This window comes from Lactiplantibacillus sp. 7.2.4 (assembly GCF_018991185.1).
Classification (GTDB): Bacteria; Bacillota; Bacilli; order Lactobacillales; family Lactobacillaceae; genus Lactiplantibacillus; species Lactiplantibacillus pentosus.
Genome location: NZ_JAGYGS010000013.1, coordinates 1 through 17,380, shown reverse-complemented (window position 1 = coordinate 17,380; position 17,380 = coordinate 1). Strand labels below are relative to the sequence as shown.

At 47.3% G+C, this 17,380-nt stretch carries 12 protein-coding genes; 11 read left to right on the top strand and 1 reads right to left on the bottom strand.

The features are described 5' to 3' along the window. Positions 1-309: 309 nt before the first annotated feature. Both KGF70_RS06355 and KGF70_RS06350 read left to right on the top strand, forming a co-directional pair. Complete coding sequence (locus KGF70_RS06355; protein WP_050339345.1) at positions 310-648, top strand: hypothetical protein; 339 nt, start codon at positions 310-312, stop codon at positions 646-648. A gap of 236 nt (positions 649-884) precedes the next feature. Beyond that, on the top strand, positions 885-3,956 hold the full coding sequence (locus KGF70_RS06350; RefSeq protein WP_216767886.1) for a YfhO family protein: 3,072 nt from the start codon (positions 885-887) through the stop codon (positions 3,954-3,956). 246 nt (positions 3,957-4,202) lie between these two features. On the opposite strand, the gene KGF70_RS06345 is transcribed toward KGF70_RS06350, so the two are convergent. Continuing rightward, positions 4,203-4,718 (bottom strand): DUF1015 domain-containing protein, encoded by a 516-nt coding sequence (locus tag KGF70_RS06345; RefSeq protein ID WP_216767887.1) that lies wholly within the window; start codon positions 4,716-4,718, stop codon positions 4,203-4,205. A 1,164-nt stretch (positions 4,719-5,882) separates the two neighbouring features. On the opposite strand from KGF70_RS06345, the gene ruvA reads away from it, so the two are divergent. The 9 genes from ruvA (at position 5,883) to alaS (ending at position 17,283) form a co-directional block, all read left to right on the top strand. Continuing rightward, positions 5,883-6,494: a Holliday junction branch migration protein RuvA gene (gene ruvA / locus KGF70_RS06340; protein WP_216767888.1), complete on the top strand. Its 612-nt coding sequence runs from the start codon at positions 5,883-5,885 to the stop codon at positions 6,492-6,494. A gap of 16 nt (positions 6,495-6,510) precedes the next feature. Next, positions 6,511-7,527 (top strand): Holliday junction branch migration DNA helicase RuvB, encoded by a 1,017-nt coding sequence (gene ruvB / locus KGF70_RS06335; protein ID WP_088771060.1) that lies wholly within the window; start codon positions 6,511-6,513, stop codon positions 7,525-7,527. A gap of 11 nt (positions 7,528-7,538) precedes the next feature. Then, positions 7,539-8,573: a tRNA preQ1(34) S-adenosylmethionine ribosyltransferase-isomerase QueA gene (gene queA / locus KGF70_RS06330; RefSeq protein WP_003639159.1), complete on the top strand. Its 1,035-nt coding sequence runs from the start codon at positions 7,539-7,541 to the stop codon at positions 8,571-8,573. A gap of 291 nt (positions 8,574-8,864) precedes the next feature. Next, the gene (gene tgt / locus KGF70_RS06325) at positions 8,865-10,007 is read left to right on the top strand and encodes a tRNA guanosine(34) transglycosylase Tgt (RefSeq protein ID WP_003639158.1); all 1,143 of its coding nucleotides are present in this window, start codon (positions 8,865-8,867) and stop codon (positions 10,005-10,007) included. Positions 10,008-10,084: 77 nt separating this feature from the next. After that, positions 10,085-10,468, top strand: a complete 384-nt coding sequence (gene yajC / locus KGF70_RS06320) for a preprotein translocase subunit YajC (RefSeq protein WP_050339340.1) — start codon at positions 10,085-10,087, stop codon at positions 10,466-10,468. Positions 10,469-10,787: 319 nt separating this feature from the next. Further along, positions 10,788-11,921: a DNA polymerase IV gene (dinB, locus tag KGF70_RS06315; RefSeq protein ID WP_050339339.1), complete on the top strand. Its 1,134-nt coding sequence runs from the start codon at positions 10,788-10,790 to the stop codon at positions 11,919-11,921. Positions 11,922-12,014: 93 nt separating this feature from the next. Next, the gene (locus KGF70_RS06310; RefSeq protein ID WP_088771062.1) at positions 12,015-12,971 is read left to right on the top strand and encodes a bifunctional oligoribonuclease/PAP phosphatase NrnA; all 957 of its coding nucleotides are present in this window, start codon (positions 12,015-12,017) and stop codon (positions 12,969-12,971) included. Between the two features lie 2 nt (positions 12,972-12,973). Continuing rightward, positions 12,974-14,317 (top strand): DEAD/DEAH box helicase, encoded by a 1,344-nt coding sequence (locus KGF70_RS06305; protein WP_088771063.1) that lies wholly within the window; start codon positions 12,974-12,976, stop codon positions 14,315-14,317. A 323-nt stretch (positions 14,318-14,640) separates the two neighbouring features. Then, positions 14,641-17,283 carry an alanine--tRNA ligase gene (gene alaS, locus KGF70_RS06300; RefSeq protein ID WP_216767889.1) on the top strand — a complete coding sequence of 881 codons (2,643 nt, stop codon included), beginning with the start codon at positions 14,641-14,643 and terminating at the stop codon, positions 17,281-17,283. The last annotated feature ends 97 nt before the right edge of the window (positions 17,284-17,380 follow it).

Sequence of the window (17,380 nt, the reverse complement as noted above, 5' to 3'; positions counted from 1 at the left end):
GAACTCTGAGACTAGAGCTTTCTTGGCAAGTCCAGTTTGGTCTAGTGAGCACGATTAAATGGTCCACCGCGGTGCTTAACGCGTGATAACGATTAGGTATGGGGTATGAAGTGACCCGCACGCAATTGGTCTGATTGGCATGGATGAATCTAAGCCGATTTTGACGTATAGGCAGTGAAGATAGCCACAATTGAGAGATGGGTTGTCACGCGTCGTTGAAAGGGCCTGAATGATTCGCTATGATGGTAAAAAAGTCGTTGGCTCAGCCACCCGTCAGTGAGCAACGATGATGAAATGGGAGTTGATATGATGGATATGACGAAATTATATTATCGGCAGACCTATTCTGCCTATTGTTTTTTAGCGGATTTGCCAGAAGCATCGGCGCCTTTTATCGCGGCGCGGCCGACACTTTGGCAATTAAACGCGCATCCAAGTGCCGCAAAAGCCAAAGGCATCGTTTTAGATTTATATGAACAAGTCGCTGCCTTTGAAATGGCGACGGAACAGCATGATGCGACCGAAATCGCCGTTATCAGTCACCAGATTGATAATGCAACTGAAGCGCTACAGCTGTTGGTTCGCCTATTTGAAAGCTATCCACCGACCACCACGATTGAAACGCTGGACAACTGGGACTGGCGGTAAAACGGATGCCCGGGCGTGATTGTGAGTGGGCGCTTCGCTTGAAACCTTCACTTGAAACCTTTAATTGAGCGATTCAATGATTGCGTGTCGCAGGCGTCAACTAGCCATGAATTTTATTAAGATTTTAAGGCATCGCCACAGTCAAGATGGGTTCATGGTAAAATAAGAGCATTGTTCTTAACGGCAAAATATGGGGATTACGACTACAACGTAATGACAAGATAGGGGAACCTGATTTGAAGATAGCACGAAAAATACCACTAGCCGTCTGGTATACTGCGATGTTTGTGGTGATTGCCACGATAACCTACAGCGGGCTTTTTTTAGCAGGCCGAACGCTGATTTGGGAAGTAGATGGGATTGCCCAACACTTCCCAATTTTGTTGGAATTTCAACGGATCTTACAACACCACCCCCAGCAATTATTTAGCTGGTCGTGGAATCTCGGCTTGGGGGCCGACCAATTAACGACATTTGCTTACTATGTCGTCGGTGATCCGTTCAATTATTTAGTGGCGTTGGTATCGCCGTCCCACCTAGAATGGGCGTACCAAGCCTTGATTTTGTTGCGACTGTATTTTGTTGGCCTGGCGTTTCTAGGTTTTAGTCGCCAGTTTAATTTCAAAAAAGTCAGCCAACTTGTCGGCGCACTGACGTATACGTTTACGGCGTATACGTTCTACGTGGGCATGCACCATCCGTTCTTTTTATTACCAATGATTTGGTTTCCGTTGCTCTGCTGGGCCATTGAACGCGTCCTGCGGGGACGACACTGGTTGCCACTCAGTTTGATTACCGCCGTGGTCATTTTGAGCAATTTTTATTTTGCATACTTACTAGCACTCGGCGGTATGATTTACGCGTTAGTTCGTTTTTGGTCACGGCGACGGGCTAAATTAGTGATGCGCTCGTTTTGGCAATTATTTTGGCGATTGCTGGTCGCAGTGACGCTCGGCGTTGCGATGGCCGGGGTGCTACTGGTGCCGACCTTATTAGCGATGCTGAATGCGACTCGCGCCAGTTTTAACTTTGCCAACGGCCTCACGAGTTATCCGATTAATTATTATGTTAATTTGCCTAATCGGCTCCTGACCAACGGTGGTAGCGTGCAGTACTGGGTCACATTAGGGCTGAGCAGCATCAGCTTTATTGCGGTCATTTATACATTGCGGCATTTCAAACGTTATTGGGTACTGAACTGGGTTATTTTGGCAATGATGGTCGGCATTCTGTTGCCACAGTTTGCCGCGGTCTTCAACGTCTTTTCCACGCCATCGAATCGCTGGTTGTTAATGGCGACGCTGGTGTTTGCATACGCGACGATGGCCTTTATGGATCAGGTGACTGACCTAACTGCGACGGATTTAAAATGGTTGGCGGGTGTCAGTGGTGGTTTACTGATTCTGATCTGGCTGATCAATGGCTTTTATCTCAATATTCGTAAACATGACATTGCGACCTACTTGATTCTACTGGCGCTAATCGGGGTGCTGCTGGCGTATCGCGCGTTGAATTTGTCCAAACGGCAATTTTACGTGCTCTTGCTCGGCGTCGTGACGTTAAACCTCGCGAACAATGGGCTCGGATGGTTGAGTATCAACACGAATTCTAACAGTACCGAGCAATTGCGGCAGGGAGCCGCGATGAAGTGGGTCAAAAATTACTTCGATGGTGCACAAAAGGGACTGTCAACGAGTGGTCAGTTTTATCGCACGGCACTTGCGCCTAATTATTACACGATGCGTTCGGCTGAAAGTGACGTGCCGATGGTCTTGGACACGCACACGGTTGGCTCCTATTTTTCAGTACAAAATGGCTACGTTGGTGCCTTCAGCCAAGCGCTAGGCAATTCGGAATATGCCATGAATTCACCATTAGGGTCACTGGATGGCCGCACGACGATGTACAATTTGTTGGGCGTCAAATATCTGTTTGCCCGTGAAGATCAGCTGAAGAAGCAGGCGCTACCAGCTGGTTACGAAGTCGTTAAAATGAAGACTGGCGAGCCGAAAATTTTTGCAGATAAATTTATTTATGGCATGAGTAATCATACGGGGACGATTTTATTGAAGTCCAAGAATGCCTTACCATTAGTTTATACGCAACGGCGTCAAATCAGCCAGCACGCCTTTGACCAGCTCAGTGCCGTTGACCGTGAACAGGCGATGCTTCAGGGTGCCGTTACGACGACCCATGCAACCGGCGTGAAATCGGTCAAGCCAACTGTGAGCGGCAAAACAGTCGATTACACCGTTCAAGCGGATACGACCAATGTCTTGGATACGTTGGATAAAGTCGTCATTTATCGGAATCAGCATGCAACGGGGTCTTCCAATAACGCGTTGACCAAGTTGCCAGCTGATACGATTACGCTGACACCGGAACAGCGGGAAAGTTTGACACCTGCGACCGGGTTAACGAAGCCATCTAATCGGTTACTGAATCTGATTGCGGCCAATCAAAAGCTGGTTCAGAAAAATCAAGAAGATAACGCCAAGGGTCTGACGCACATGGTTAGTGATGTTCAGGGCCATCAGCTCCCATACCAATTAACCATCAAACATCCTAAGCGGTATCGCAACATGGAATTGTACTTGGTCCTTGATGGGATTAGCTACCGGCGTTCATCAATCAAACACGCGTTGAAGACGAGTCAAAACACGACCGTCTTTACGTCGCGGCCCTATACCAAGGTGGATCGACTCAACGATTTGCGTGATGGCCTCAAGGGGAATTTGAGTGCCAGTGGCTATTCACTGACCGCCCAAACGACCGACAACCAAACGACTTTTAGTCAGCTGGGAACGACCAATATGTCTGATTATGAACCACGGACTTCGGCAGTCATCAACCTGGGCTACAGCAAGCATGCCCGTCAACTAATCACGTTGAACTTCACGAGCATTCGGAGTTTGCGTTTTAAATCTGCCAAATTAGTGGCGGTACCACTTGGTAAGACGACGCATCGAGAGACGCGCCGCTTACAGAAAAGTGGGTTGAAGCATCAGCATGTGACGAACAATCGCATCACGGGGACGAGAACGACTAAGCACGCGACCGTACTAACCACGTCGATTCCATATTCGACTGGTTGGCAGTTACGTATTGACGGTCGCTTAGCGCAGACCCAAGTTGTCAATGAAGGGTTTGTCGGCGCGCGGTTGTCAGCTGGCAGTCATCGCATCGAACTGACTTATCGCACACCCGGGCTGAAGCTAGGAGCCTGGTTGAGTCTAGTTGCAGGCCTGTTGTGGCTGATTGGCAGCGTCTGGCTGTGGGTACGGCGACGACCACGAATGCGTGAATAATTAATTTTGTAATCTAAGCAAGTGGGTGGCATGACTGACACATGTTTTGAACAGTGTGTTGGGTGACCACCCATTTTATATTTTTTTGGTGTTTATTGGTTGGATGATGGATTGCGACAAGAATTCATAAAAACAGCCTGCGCTGGAATCCAGCAAGATTCCAGCGTAGACCGTTCAGGTGGCCCAGTCAAAGATACTTAGGCCAGTTGTATTTGAATAAATGAAGCTCATCGAAGCTAAGATAACTTATACGGTTGCCATCGCAATTAGCTGCTCAGGGATTGTGGGTGCTTCTGGGAATTTCTGCCATTCCGTGGTCGCTACCAACATGACGAGCGGCGTGCTCACTGTGGTCAACCAGGTCTTTTGTGGTGTGACCGGGGCTATTGTAGCGGTAATGTCAGCGTTCACTTCGGACTCGGTAATCTGCCACAACCGGTGGGTCACGTTTTTGGGGTCGGTGACTTCAACAACTGGTGCGAAATGACCGACCCAGTCATCAATGAGCATCTCGATAACTGGTTGTTGCTGGTACAGCACGGTATTGATGGTACCGGGCACCATTGTTGTCACCGTTTGGTCAACTGGCCAGCTTGCGATTAACCGCCACTGGTGAATACCATTGTGCGTCAATTCATACCAGTAATAGCTTTCACCAGGTTGAACGTGCTGATCATCAGCGTTCCAGTCAGTGGCAGCGGTTTGAATTTTAGTTAGACCGGATGCGGTCGGCAATAGCGCCGTAAATGGCTTGATTTGCATATCGATAATTCCTCCTAAGGTTCTGAGCATAGCACGATGACCGAATGCCGGCAAGCATTTATGCATGGTGTAAGGGTGCGAAAATAGATTGTGTGAGTTGAGCTGTCGTGAATTATGATTAAAACATGCCAGTTGGTTGGCCTACTGTTCGTCAGCCGATGCGCGCCTTATTCCGACTTCCGGGGCCGGCTGACAATTGCTGGAACGTAAGCCGACGTCGATTTGAACTCACGCAGAAAACCACTGCGCAATTTCAAATACGAGTCTTATTCTAAGCCGGAAGAAGCCCACTTCCGACTAAGAATAATTTGGCTACTGAGCATTGTCAGCCGGCCCCTCCAGTCGGGAACCCGCTCGAATGGCGGATGAACGGCCACCTATCTGGGTACAATTGATTACAGCATATTAGGAGACAGGTCCTTCGAGCAAGCTTTTAGTCGATATTGATGATGCTTTACGTCGTCAGAGTAATGAAAAGATTGTCTGAAAACCATTGCTTTCGTTTATAATTCGAGACTTTGCTATCTAAAACGACTAGAGAAGATTCTTACAAGTTCAATCAAGCTACTGGTCAGATGACTTAAAGTATGGGTAAAAAGTATAGCAATTATTAGAACCAGTCTGACAGTTGAATATCAAAATGAACGTGTACTAAGGAACCAACAACTAATCCAACAAAAAGTTGAGTCCGCACATGTCTGCCTTTCGAATACCATCCCCGGCTGGAAGGCGTTTCTGACAATGCTCAGCGATGAAATTCCACTTAGCAAGCGTTTTTTGCTTGGTTAGTGGAAGACCAGCATTTAAGACGTGGGTTGTCGGCTTAAATCTGTGTCCATCGCGTTCCAGCGTTGTCAGAAATGTCTGGAAGCCGGAATAGGACGCAGCTACAACTGAAAGTTTACGCTAATTCGCACTGTTTCCAGCGGGCCTCTGCTGGTAGCCCCTGAACTTAAAAACTGGCATGCTTTAATCATAATTCATGACAAATAATTATTAGCACAAAGCGTCAGGACACTAACGATTAGATTGCTAGTAAAATACAGAAATGAGGAACTGCCAGTGGGTTGAGCCACATCAACCCAACTAATACTACACGTTAGAACGTGTAATGTGGTACAATTTAGCAAGCAAACATACGTTTTATTTAAAGGAGTTTTCCCTGTGTATGAATATTTTCTCGGTCAAGTGACCGATGTGACCCCCGGGTATGTGGTAATTGAAGTTAGCGGCATCGGTTACAAGGTGTTGACGGCTAATCCTTACCGTTACCAAGTGGGGCGAACTGACGTTAAAATGTATATCCATCAAGCCGTGAGTGATAATGGCATGAGCCTGTTTGGCTTCTTCGACGCGGATGAAAAAGCCTTATTCGAGAAGCTGCTCGGTGTTTCCGGAATTGGCCCAAAGTCGGCCTTGGCGATTTTAGCCAATAATGACCATGCTGGCCTGATTCAAGCCATCAACCAAGAGAACGCGACTTATTTAACGAGTTTCCCTGGGGTCGGCAAGAAGACCGCCCAACAAATTGTTTTAGATTTAAAAGGTAAATTAAATGACTTGAACGTTGATGTGACTGGTCAAACTGCGTTAGATGTTGAAGCGCCGGCAGTTGACGGCGCGCTGGCGGATGCCTTGGCTGCACTGGAAGCACTCGGCTACTCCAAAGCGGACGTCAAAAAAGTGACGAAGAAGTTAGAAACCTTCAGCCAAACTCACGCATCCGATACGAATGCCTTGTTGAGTGAAGGGTTACGATTGTTGATGAAGAAGTAGATAGGAGGGGTAACGAATGGACGATGACAAGTTATTATCTGGTGATAAGGCCAATGACGAAGAAGCGTCGTTAGAAAAATCGCTACGTCCGCAAACGTTAGCCCAGTATATTGGTCAGGACCGCGTCAAACATGAGTTGAGCGTATATATTGAGGCTGCTCGTAAGCGTGAAGAATCATTAGACCACGTCCTACTATATGGCCCGCCCGGTCTTGGAAAGACGACGTTAGCGATGGTGATTGCTAATGAAATGCAGGTCAATATTCGGACGACCAGTGGCCCAGCTATTGAAAAACCAGGTGATTTAGTCGCACTCTTGAACGAATTACAACCTGGTGATATCTTATTTATTGATGAGATTCATCGATTGCCTAAAATCGTGGAAGAAATGCTGTACTCTGCGATGGAAGACTTTTTTGTCGACATCGTTGTCGGTCAAGGGCCCACCGCACATCCGGTCCACTTTCCGTTACCGCCATTCACGTTGATTGGTGCAACGACTCGTGCTGGAATGTTGTCCGCGCCGTTACGGGATCGGTTTGGAATCGTTGAACATATGGCTTACTACGAAGTTGCTGATCTGACGGACATTGTGAAGCGAACAGCTGACATTTTTCAAACGAGTATCAAGCCTTCTGGTGCGCACGAAATTGCGCGGCGCTCACGTGGAACGCCACGAATCGCCAACCGGTTGTTCAAACGGATTCGAGACTTTGCGGAGGTTGCCGATCAGGACGCTATTGATGAAGCCATCGTGGATCGCTCGTTGACTTATTTACGTGTCGATGATGCTGGTTTAGATGAGACGGATAACAAACTGTTACGGACGATGCTAGAGTATTACGATGGCGGCCCAGTTGGACTGGCGACGATTGCGGCCAATATTGGTGAAGAAACGGATACCATTGCTGAAGTTGTCGAACCCTATTTATTACAGATTGGGTTTTTAAAACGCACGCAACGCGGTCGGGTCGTCACGATCAAGGGTTATCAACACTTAGGGTTCCCATATCCGCAAAATAAATTAGGATAAGAGGTCACAACATGAGTTTAACACTTGAAGATTTTGATTATGATTTACCACACGAACTAATCGCTCAGACACCGATCAAAAAACGAGACAGTTCACGGTTATTAGAGTTGGATCGGAAAACGGGTGAAATGCAAGATAAGCATTTCTACGATATTATCGACCAACTTAATCCTGGCGACGCGGTTGTTATGAACAATTCGCGGGTCATGCCAGCTCGTTTGTACGGCGTTAAGCCTGAAACCGGTGGTCATGCTGAAGTACTCTTACTTCACAACACTGAGGGTGATGAATGGGAAACCCTAATGAAGCCTGCCAAACGGGCCAAAGTCGGTACCGTGATTTCATTTGGCGATGGTAAGTTAACGGCGACCGTCACGGCTGAAAAAGAAGACGGCATTCGGATGATTGAATTCCACTATGATGGGATCTTCATGGAAATCCTCGAAAGCTTGGGCGAGACGCCTTTACCACCATATATCAAGGAAAAACTCGATGACCCTGACCGTTACCAAACGGTTTATGCCAAGGAAAACGGTTCTGCCGCAGCGCCAACCGCTGGGCTTCATTGGACAAAAGAATTGTTACAAAAAGTCCAAGATAAGGGTGTCAAGCTCGTTTATTTGACGCTACACGTTGGGCTGGGCACATTCCGACCAGTTGAAGAGGATAATATCGATGATCACAAAATGCACAGCGAATTCTACCGATTGGACGAAGACGCTGCGAAGACGTTGAATGAAGTTCGCCAAAATGGTGGTCGGATCATCGCCACTGGGACGACGTCGATTCGGACTTTGGAGACGATCGGGAGCAAGTTTGATGGTGAAATTAAGCCAGATTCTGGTTGGACGGATATTTTCATCAAACCCGGCTATCAATGGAAAGTCGTGGATGCCTTCATCACCAACTTCCACTTACCAAAGTCAACCTTAGTGATGCTGGTGGCGGCGTTCACAGGTCGCGATATGATTTTGAAAGCCTACCAACATGCCATTGACGAGAAGTACCGGTTCTTTAGCTTCGGCGATGCGATGTTCATTCACTAGTGAGTGAGTGTAACTTGCTAAGATAGCGGTTGTGTCTGTGAGCGATACCGCAAAATGGTGCACCACGCGGCACGTTCCAGCTGATTAAATGATAGTGACAGCACTGTGACGGCTGTTTCGAAGTTGAGTTGTGAATTTTCGAAACGGCCAGTATAGTGCTGTTATTTTATCTCTGCATGGGGCGCTCATCATGAGATGGTTGGCTGCTGTTGATCGTTGTGACTGGTTCACGGCTGGATTTCGTGCTATCATTATTTGAGTTTAGCAACATTTTGATACGGAGGAACAACTATGGAACCGGCAATTAAATACCGATTGATTAAGAAAGAAAAACACACTGGGGCCCGTTTAGGTGAATTGATTACACCCCATGGGACTTTCCCAACCCCAATGTTCATGCCAGTCGGGACTCAGGCAAGTGTCAAGTCCCTCGCACCCGAAGAACTGGATGCAATGGGGGCGGGCGTGATCCTATCCAACACGTACCATCTCTGGCTACGTCCTGGCGAACAAATCGTCAAGGAAGCGGGCGGATTACACCAGTTTATGAACTGGAAGAAGGGGATTTTGACCGATTCAGGGGGCTTCCAAGTCTTCTCACTGGCCAAGAACCGTGATATTACAGAAGAAGGGGTGCATTTCAAGAATCATTTGAATGGCTCCAAGATGTTCTTGTCACCTGAAAAAGCGATTCAAATCGAAAACGATCTTGGCCCCGACATTATGATGAGCTTGGACGAGTGTCCGCCATTTTTCGAAAGTTATGACTATGTCAGCAAATCCGTCGCCCGGACGAGTCGTTGGGCTGAACGAGGCTTGAAGGTTCATCAACATCCGGACTACCAAGGCTTATTCGGTATCGTTCAAGGTGCTGGGTTCAAGGATCTACGGGAACAAAGTGCTAAGGACTTAGTCAGCCTGGATTTCCCAGGTTATTCTATCGGTGGTCTATCCGTTGGGGAATCCAAAGCCGAAATGAACCACGTGCTTGACTTTACGACGCCACTGCTACCTGAAAACAAGCCACGCTACTTGATGGGCGTTGGTTCAGCGGATGCCTTGATTGACGGGGCCATTCGTGGGGTTGACATGTTCGACTGTGTCTTGCCAACGCGGATTGCGCGTAATGGGACCTGCATGACGTCACATGGCCGCTTAGTTGTCAAAAATGCGGCGTACGCTCACGACTTTACGCCACTGGATGATAACTGCGATTGCTATACTTGTCGTAACTTCACCCGAGCATATATCCGACACTTGATTAAAGCTGACGAGACCTTTGGACTTCGGTTGACGAGTTATCACAACCTGTATTTCTTATTGCATCTGATGCAACAGGTTCGCCAAGCCATCATGGACGATAATTTACTAGAATTCCGGCAGAACTTCTTTGAAATGTACGGATTTAACGAGAAAAATCCGAAAAACTTCTAGCGATACTGGTATTTCAACCTGTAATTTGTTAAAGTTAAAGATAGTCAAACTTTTACTAAGATTAGGAGCGATATTAAATGGGATCAATGGCATCAATTTTGTTCATCGTGGTCATGTTTGCATTTCTGTACTTCTTCATGATCCGTCCACAAAAGAAACAGCAACAACAACATCAACAGATGCTCAACAAAATCAAACGTGGTGACAAGGTCACAACGATTGGTCGTTTACACGGGGTCGTTGATGAAGTTAACGAAACTGAAAAGACGGTTACGTTAGACTGTGACGGGATTTACTTGGTATTCGATTTGAATGCAATTGCTAAAATTTCACCAGCTGAAGATGCACAAGCTAAGACGGTTGCACCCGCATCCGGCGCTGCTGCGGAATCTGAAGCAACTTCTGAAGCTGAATCTGCTGCCAGTGCAACGGACGAAGCAAGCGATTCTGAAGCTAAATAAGTATGATGAGGTAAGGGTGGTCAGTAATGGCTGCCCTTATTTTTTTGCTTTTCTGAGACTTTTAGCACCCGCTTGAACGTACGTTCGTGTATAATAAAGGGACTAGCTTAGGTGAAAGTTTGTCAGGTTTCAAAGGTGAGTACTAGTTTTGTTGGTCAGCGATGGTGGTTAAGGCCAAAGAGGTGTACCCACTGTGAACACTTAAGCAAGCTCACATAAAAATGCGGTGCTGCCAAGTGAGCTTAAGCTGGCTGCAGTTAACTTTGAATTTTAGCACATACATAACCAAATAAACGATAAAGGATGGAGGGCGATACCAGTGGCACAGTCGATAATTGAAGCACCGATTCGGGTTGATACGAGTCGGAAAATTATTCACGTGGATATGGATGCGTTTTACGCGTCAATTGAAGAACGGGAAAATCCGGCGTATAAGACACAACCACTGGTGATTGCACATGATCCGCGTCAGACTGGTGGTCGTGGGGTGGTCACAACGGCAAATTACGTTGCCCGTCAATTTGGCGTCCACTCGGCGATGCCAGCAGCTAAGGCGTTGGAATTGTGCCCCAAAGCCGTTTTTAAGACGCCTAATTTTCCGTTATATCAAGAGGTTTCTGCTCAGATTCATCGAATCTTCCATGAGTATACCGATATGATCGAGCCAATCGCTTTTGATGAGGCTTATTTAGATGTGACGGTCAATAAAAAACAGATGCATAGTGCGGTGGCGCTCGCCCATCAATTACAACAAGAAATTTGGCATCAGACTCATTTGACTTGTTCGACGGGAATTTCATATAACAAGTTCATCGCAAAATTAGCGTCAGATTACCGGAAACCAGCTGGTGTTACCATCGTGTTGCCTCAGGACGCGGAATCATTTTTATTACGGGAACCGATCGAAAAATTTCGCGGGGTCGGTAAAAAGACGGTGCCCAAGATGCATGATCTAGGAATCATGACTGGTCAAGACTTGTATGAACGCTCGGAGCTAGATTTGATACAGCAGTTTGGTAAGTTGGGGTACATCTTGTATCGGCGCGTTCGGGGGAGCGATGACCGGCCAGTGGAATATTTGCGGGAACGAAAGTCGATTGGCAAGGAGCGCACGTTTGGCCCATTCCTACAGTCCACGGCGGAGGTCACGACACATCTTAAGGCAATTGCCAAATTAGTTGCGGCTAGCATGCAGTCTCATCAACGGCATGGAAAGACACTGGTTTTAAAGCTACGGTATGGTGATTTTGTCACGATTACCAAGCGGCGGACATTTTCTGAATTTATTCCGAACGACCCGGTACTGTTCGACCAGTACGCCGAAGAAATTTTTGAGGACGTTGTTGATGAGCATTTTTCCTCTGGCATCCGGCTATTAGGCATCACGTTGACCGGATTAGCCCCACTGGCATTTGAGAACCTGACTTTACCGTTATATCCAAATGATAATTAATTTATTTGGCGCGCCGCCCATTCTTCGGTATACTGGAGTACTGTGACAGTTTGATTCGCCACCAGTAAATTATGAGAGTAAGAAGGTTCATATATGACCGTCCAAACAGCAATTTTAGACTTAATTAAACAAGCAAAAACAATTATTATCCATCGGCATCAACGCCCAGATCCCGATGCCATTGGGAGCCAGCTTGGATTAGCTGACATTATTACCACTAGTTTCCCTGACAAACGGGTCTTGACGCCCGGCAAGCAATACCATGGCTTTGACTGGCTAGGTCAGATGGACGAAGTGACTGAGGCTGACTATCAGGATGCCTTGGTTTTAGTTCTAGATACGGCTAATCAGCCCCGGGTTGATGGTGAATTCTGGAATCACGGGGCAACCTGTGTCAAAATTGACCATCATCCCAACGATGACGCTTTTGGCGATCCCCAGTGGGTCGACGTGGACGCCTCGAGTACCAGCGAGATGATTTACAACTGGTACGCTGAATTTACGACGGAATTAACACTGTCAGCCAACGCTGCCCGGCTACTCTATGCGGGCATCGTTGGTGATACCGGCCGGTTCTTATATTCAGCCACGAAGCCTAGCACCATGCGGGCGGCTGCTGCATTGATGGAGGCTGGCGCTGATGCCGAAGCGGTTAACCGCATTGAAGATACGATTACCTTACCCGTTGCTCGGCTCTCTGCCTATGTCTACGAGCATCTGACTCAGCTCGATTCCGGTGCCGCTTACGTGATTTTAACCAATGATATTCTAAATTCATTCGAAATCGGCGATGCTAGTACGGCTGGGGTCGTTCCGCTGCCAGGCCGAATCGATACTGTTAAATGCTGGGCTATTTTCGTCCAACAAAAAGAAGGCAACTTCCGTATTCGCCTTCGTTCAAAGGGGCCGTCGATCAATGGCGTTGCCAAACTGCATGACGGTGGGGGTCACGCGCTCGCCAGTGGCGCCAAGGCGGCGGACCAACAAGAGATTGAGACAGTGGTTCGGGAACTTGACCAAGTCGCAACTGATTATGAGAAAGAGGTTTAACTATGACCGCAAGTTTTGAAGATTTTAAATTGCAGCCGTTCTTGATGCAGGCGTTGACTGAAATCAACTTCCGCAAACCAACTGCGGTGCAAGAAAAGCTGATTCCAGTGATTGCCGCTGGACGCAGTGTGATTGGGCAATCAGCAACCGGGAGTGGGAAAACCCATACCTTCCTGTTGCCGATGATCAATCAGTTAAATGCGGATGAGCGCTACGTTCAAGCCGTTATTACGACACCTAGTCGGGAATTAGCTTACCAGATTCAGGCTGCAGCCAAGCAGTTGATTCAGCACAGTCCTAAAGCCATTCACATCGGACTGTACGTCGGTGGGACAGATAAGCAAGACCAAATCGAAAAGTTACACCGGCACCAACCCCAACTGATTATTGGGACACCGGGTCGGATTTTGGATTTGATGCGTTCCCAATCGCTGGACGTGCACCGGGCCACCCAGTTAGTTGTCGATGAAGCTGATATGACTCTCGATTTAGGATTCTTAAACGTGGTTGATCAAATTGCTGGACGGATGCCTGCCGATTTACAAATGTTAGTCTTTTCAGCCACGATGCCGCAAAAGCTAACGCCGTTCTTGAAAAAGTACATGAACAACCCTGTTATGGAAGAAATTCCGGTTGAATCCGTGATTAGTCCAACGATTGACAATTGGCTGATTTCAACGAAGAGTCATGACAAGAATAGTATCATTTACCGCTTACTGACGATTGGTGAACCGTACTTGGTCCTCATTTTTGCGAATACCAAGGAACGGGTTCAAGAGTTGACGCATTATCTGCGGCAACAGGGACTGACCGTTGCCATGATTCATGGTGATATTCAACCCCGGGAACGTAAGCGCGTGATGCGCGACGTCCAACAATTGAAGTATCAGTTCGTTGTGGCGACCGATTTGGCAGCTCGTGGGATCGATATTGAAGGCGTTTCGCACGTCATCAATGATGATATTCCGAATGACTTGGAATTCTTCATTCACCGGGTCGGCCGGACCGGTCGCAATGGCATGGCCGGGACGGCGATTACGCTCTATAGCCCTGGTGAAGAAGACAAAGTCAGTGCGGTTGAAGCGATGGGCATTAAGTTTAAGCCAAAAGCAATCCGCGATGGTGAAATCGTTGATTCGTATGACCGTAATCGGCGGGCCAAACGGGGGCCGAAGCAGGAAAAGCTCGATCCAACGTTGATTGGTTACGTCAAAAAGTCGAAGAAAAAGGTCAAACCAGGCTATAAGCGCCGTATTCGCAAGAAGATCAGTGATAAAGCACGGATGGATCGGCGAATCGAACAACGCGCCGCTGCTCGAAAGGCCCGTAAAGATCGTAAATCTTAAGCTGATTTTTCAGCGATGTCGAGAGAAATTGGTGGGCGTGTATTGACAACGTCGGCTAAGTTTTCTATACTTTGCAAAGTAAGGACATATTTAACGCCCATGTCGGTCTAGAGACACTTTGGCTGCTGGAAAAAGTGCGGTGGACGTTAGATGCTACCTAAGAATGAATGACTAGCAAACTAGTCCGCGTCTCAGCGTTAATGAGCTTAAGAGGTAAACGAACACATCGTTGCAAGCAAAGTGGTACCGCGTTAACAGCGTCTTTGCTAGCAACGGTGTTTTTTTGCCTTAATTTGGAGCGTAAGAAAGGGTGCCAGAATTAGATGAAAAAATTAAGTAGTAGTGAGATTCGGCAAATGTATCTCGACTTTTTCCATGAAAAAGGCCATACCATCGTGCCGAGTGCTTCACTGGTTCCAGTCGATGACCCAACATTATTGTGGATCAACTCTGGGGTCGCAACGATGAAGAAATATTTCGATGGTTCAGTTGTTCCTGATAATCCGCGGATGACGAGTTCGCAAAAGAGTATTCGGACCAACGATATCGAAAATGTTGGGCGGACCGCACGGCATCACACTTTATTTGAAATGCTCGGTAATTTCTCGGTTGGTGATTACTTCAAAAAGGAAGCCATCAGCTGGGCTTGGGAACTTTTGACCTCACCAAAATGGTTTGGCTGGGATCCTGAGAAGCTTTACATGACGGTTTACCCAAAGGATACCGATGCGGCTAAGTTCTGGGAAGAGACTGGCGTTAAACCTGACCATATCATTAAGGTTGAAGATAACTTCTGGGATATTGGTCAAGGCCCATCCGGCCCCGATTCAGAAATCTTCTACGACCGTGGTGAAAGTTTCAATAATCTAGCTGATGATGATCCTGAAAACTATCCGGGTGGCGAAAACGAACGCTACTTGGAAGTTTGGAACATCGTTTTCTCACAATTTAACCACACGCCAGAAGATACCTATGAACCATTACCACGTAAAAACATTGATACGGGGATGGGCCTCGAACGGGTCGTTTCGGTCTTCCAAAATGCCAAAACGAACTTTGAAACGGACTTATTCCTGCCAATCATTCACAAGACGGAAGAATTAAGTGATGGCAAGCATTATGGTGACAATGCCCAGGACGACGTATCGTTCAAGGTGATTGCTGACCATGCGCGTGCAATTACGTTCGCCATCAGTGATGGCGCCTTACCTTCTAATGAAGGCCGGGGCTATGTCATTCGACGGTTGATTCGGCGGGCCATTTTACACGGCCAAAAGCTGGGCTTAAAAGAAGCCTTCCTGGATCAATTAGTGCCAATTGTCGGTAAAATCATGGTTTCACACTATCCCGACGTGTTGAAAAACAGCGACTATATCGAAAAAGTTGTGGCCGGTGAAGAAAAGCGGTTTAACGAAACTTTGAATGATGGGTTGAACCTTCTGAATAATTTGATTGCCGAAACCAAGCAGGCTGGTCAAACGACCTTAGCAGGTAAGGATGCCTTCAAACTGTATGATACGTACGGTTTCCCATTTGAATTGACGAAGGAATACGCTGGCGATGAAGACTTAGCCGTTGATGAAGCCGACTTCGAAGTCGAAATGAAGGCCCAACGTGATCGTGCCCGTAATGCGCGGAGTGGGGCCAAATCAATGGGCGTGCAACGCAGTTTGTTGATTGACATCAAGACGCCGAGTGAATATGTTGGTTACGATGAATTGACGGATGTGCAGGGGACGTTGAACGATATTATCGTGGACGAGACCTTAGTCGATCATGTTGACGGTGGTAAAGCTGAAATGATTTTCAGTAAAACGCCATTTTACGCCGAAATGGGTGGCCAAGTTGCTGACCGCGGGGTTATTTTAGATGCTGACGGTACAACCGTGGCCAAAGTGACGGATGTTCAAAATGCGCCTAACAAGCAACATTTGCACACGGTGGAAGTCCTGAAGCCAATGCACAAGGATACCACCTACACCTTGAACGTTGATCTTGCCTTCCATAACAAGGTCGAGAAAAATCATACGGCGACCCACTTACTGGATCAAGCGCTGCGCGATGTCTTAGGTGAACATACGAAGCAAGCGGGTTCACTGGTTGAACCTGATTACCTGCGTTTCGACTTTACCCATTTTGGCCAAGTTACGGATGAAGAACTCGCCAAGGTTGAACAAATCGTTAACGATAAAATCTGGGCGGCCTTGCCGGTAACTGCCATCCAAACCGACCAAGAAACGGGTCATAAGATGGGCGCTATCGCGGTCTTTACTGAAAAATACGGTAAAATTGTCCGTGTCGTTTCAATCGGGGATTACTCAATTGAATTCGATGGTGGGACCCACGTTAAGAACAGTAGCGAACTTGGCTTGTTCAAGATCGTTTCCGAAACCGGGATTGGTGCTGGGACTCGTCGGATTGAAGCCGTTACGTCGAAGGAAGCCTTTGAACTGTTGGCTGGTGAAGAACAGACCTTGAAGCAAGTGGCTGCACAAGTCAAGGCGCCTAAGTTAGCTGATACGCCAACTAAGATCAGCCAGTTGCAAGCCGACTTGAAGGCCGAACAACAAAAACGTGCCAGTCTCGAAAGTCGTTTAGCTAAGCAACAAGCTGGCGCTGTCTTTGACCAGGTCGATACGGTCAATGGCACCACCTTGATTGCACAACAAGTTGAAGTTTCTGGCATGGATCAACTACGGCAGTTAGCTGATACTTGGAAGACGAAGCAATATTCAGACGTGTTGGTTTTGGGTACTGTAATCGGTGAAAAGGTCAACTTGTTAGTTGCTGTGAGTGATGACAAGGTCAAAGCAGGCATCAAAGCCGGTGATTTGATCAAAGCCATTGCACCACAAGTTGGTGGTGGCGGTGGTGGTCGGCCAACATTGGCCCAAGCTGGTGGTAAGAAGCCCGCTGGATTACCTGCTGCACTGAAAGCTGCTCATGATTGGTTAGCTGAACAGTAATCAGTAAGCCTGGAAGTTTGCTAACAAAATATGTGTGTGCTGGCGGTAATTAAGCTGAGCAGACACAACGATAAATTTATTAGAGAAACGGTTTTTC